The 2,388-nt window shown below is 68.5% G+C and carries 1 protein-coding gene; it reads right to left on the reverse strand.

What is annotated here, in order from left to right; all coding sequences use genetic code 11:
- Positions 1-366 precede the first annotated feature (366 nt).
- A complete protein-coding gene (locus tag C4313_RS11520) occupies positions 367-741 on the reverse strand; it encodes a helix-turn-helix transcriptional regulator (protein ID WP_352429992.1) in 375 nt (124 codons plus the stop codon).
- Between the last annotated feature and the right edge of the window lie 1,647 nt (positions 742-2,388).

The following is a 2,388-nucleotide window of genomic DNA, read 5'->3' on the forward strand; positions in this document are numbered from 1 at the left end:
TGTTGCGCGGAGCGCGCGCTTGGGTCTGGCCAGGCATGGGGCGAAGACCTTCCGGGGCTTCTTACCCGCACGCCCACCACCGTTCCGGCTCAGACCCTCTGCTTCTCGCCGATACACCGAGTACCTGTGAAAGGCGAAGGCGCCACGGTGGTGGAACGAAGGTGTACAGGCGACGGAGCGGTCTTTTTGCCCAGGGCAACTCCCTGCTCAGCACAGCGAGGGCCTCCACGGGGAGCAGCGTTCCGCCGGGAGGGGCCAGGGGCGCCGGCCCAGAGGCCAGGAGGGATATCCCTCCGGCTATCGTCGTCCAGCGGTGTCTCGGTTGCCGCATCTCGTTTTGGGCCTCCACAGGGGTATGCGCACGGATCAGAGTCGTTCGGAGAGCTCTGGCTCCCGGCCACCGTCTCCCGGCCGGTGCCCTCCTTTTTGGATGTGGTTCTGGATGGTCATGCGGGCCTGTTCCAGGTCGCGGAGCACACGGACGAAAAACTGGTGGATGGTCATGCCGCCATGTTCCGGCCGTCGCATGGGCCCCTCCGGGTTCACCCGGTACACGTTGTGTCGGCCCTCCTTTTGGACGAGCAAGTACCCATCGCAGCGGAGGTCACGCAGAATCCCCACGACCGTGCGCTCCGCCAGGCCGAGATCATCGGCGATGCGGCGGATGGTGGCCCCCGGATGCTCCAGCAGATACAGGAGCACCGCCGCGTGGTTGGTGAAGATGGTCCACCGTTCGCCCACCGGTATCCCTGTATGAGGAAAGATAATACTGGTAATCTATTGCCGGTATTGTACCGCCGCTATTGTACCGGGTGGACCCCCGGCGTGTCAAGTCCCTGTGAGGCTGGTGGAGAACGGGCGGGGGTAGGCCGGTGAGGCCCCGATCGCGTGGGAAGGGGGAGGTATGGCCGCCCTCCCTCTGGCGCTGCTGGTCAAAATCGCGGCGGTGTTCGGCGCCCCCCATCCCCGGCCCCGGGACCACCTTCCCCTCGACCGCGCGGGCCTGGTCCCGGCCCTCTGGACCTTCACACAACGGCCTCGCCTCTCCGGGAGGCCCTCTCCTCGACCGGGAGCGGCGCCTCTTGGAGGAGCGGTGGGAGGCATGTACCCTCTGGCCGGCCCCGCCGGCCCTGGGAGGGGAGCCTTGGCAACTGGGGCGGGTGAGGGGCACCGGCATGGGGGTGCGGCGATCCGGCGCCTGCGATCCCCCGTGCAGTGAGGCGGGCCAGGGGGGAGGAGCTGTGGTTCGGGGCCGGCGCCTTGTCTGGGAGGAGCCAGCGGGTGCGGGAGCGCCTCTGGCGAGGGGGGCGCGCCCGGAGCGGCGGTGGGCGCAACGGCTGTGGCGGGCGCATCGGGAAATCTACCGGCAGCGTTCCCAGGTGGAATCGTGGATCGACATCCATCAAGGGCCTGTGTGGGCGCTCCTGTTCGGAGAGGACCTTCGCCAGGGTGATGCGGGCGGTGGGGGGCCGTCTCCTCCGCTGGAACCTGACCCTGGGCTTATGGGTGTCCCTGCACTTTCCGAACACCCTGCGCGCCGCCTCAGGCGCATGGTGTGGGTTGCTTTGCCAAGGAACAGAGCCCCACGGGCAGAGAAGGGGTGAGCGCTCACTCTCGGCGGTGGAGGCCTGTTCCACCGATGCCCCTGGCCGACCTGTCTGTCCACGTCTCCGTCCTGGTGGACGATGCCCTGCGCGCAGGCGCAGGGCCGATCCCCCGCCGCCCCGGGCCAGCCCCTGCCGACGCCGAGCGCCTCACCCACGCTCTGGTCCGCCACCTACTCCGGCGACCGAGTGAACGGGCATTCCTGGCCGCGGTCCGTCAGAACTGGGCCCACGATTTCCCGCCGGGTGCGCGGGCTCTGGGGGCGTTCGAAGCGCTGCGGCAGCACCTGGGGCAGCGACTGCCCGCCGACGCCGGCCGCAGGTCGACCCGACGGCCCTGCCGGTCACGCATCCCTGCCGGGTCCGGGGACCGGATAGCTGGCAGGGGCCAGGGGACCTGCGTGCCGGCCTTGGGCGCGATATTGCCCCCGGCGAAGGATTTTCCGGCTTCCACCTGGCCCTGCGGACGGACCTTGGCACCCGTCTGGTGCGGGCCTGGGGGAGTGTGCCGTGACGCGTCCACGTTGAAAGTAAAGGAACGGGTCTTCGGTTGAGGACCTGAGGTCTTCTTGGTGAGCCTTCTTTTAACGTTTGACCCTCCGGGCTATGTGCGTCGGCTGACCCGGCAGAGGTGAGGCAACCGCTTCCGCTCCCTCTGGGCGGCTGACCGTCGGTGCAGCTGGTGACAGGACGGTTGCGCTTAAGGGGATGGCAGCCTGTTTCCAGGATTCTTTTGGTGTGGATGGTTCACCGGCCGCGCCGGTCGTCTCCCCTTGCACTCCCA

This window comes from Thermoflexus sp., assembly GCF_040289485.1.
Classification (GTDB): domain Bacteria; phylum Chloroflexota; class Anaerolineae; order Thermoflexales; family Thermoflexaceae; genus Thermoflexus.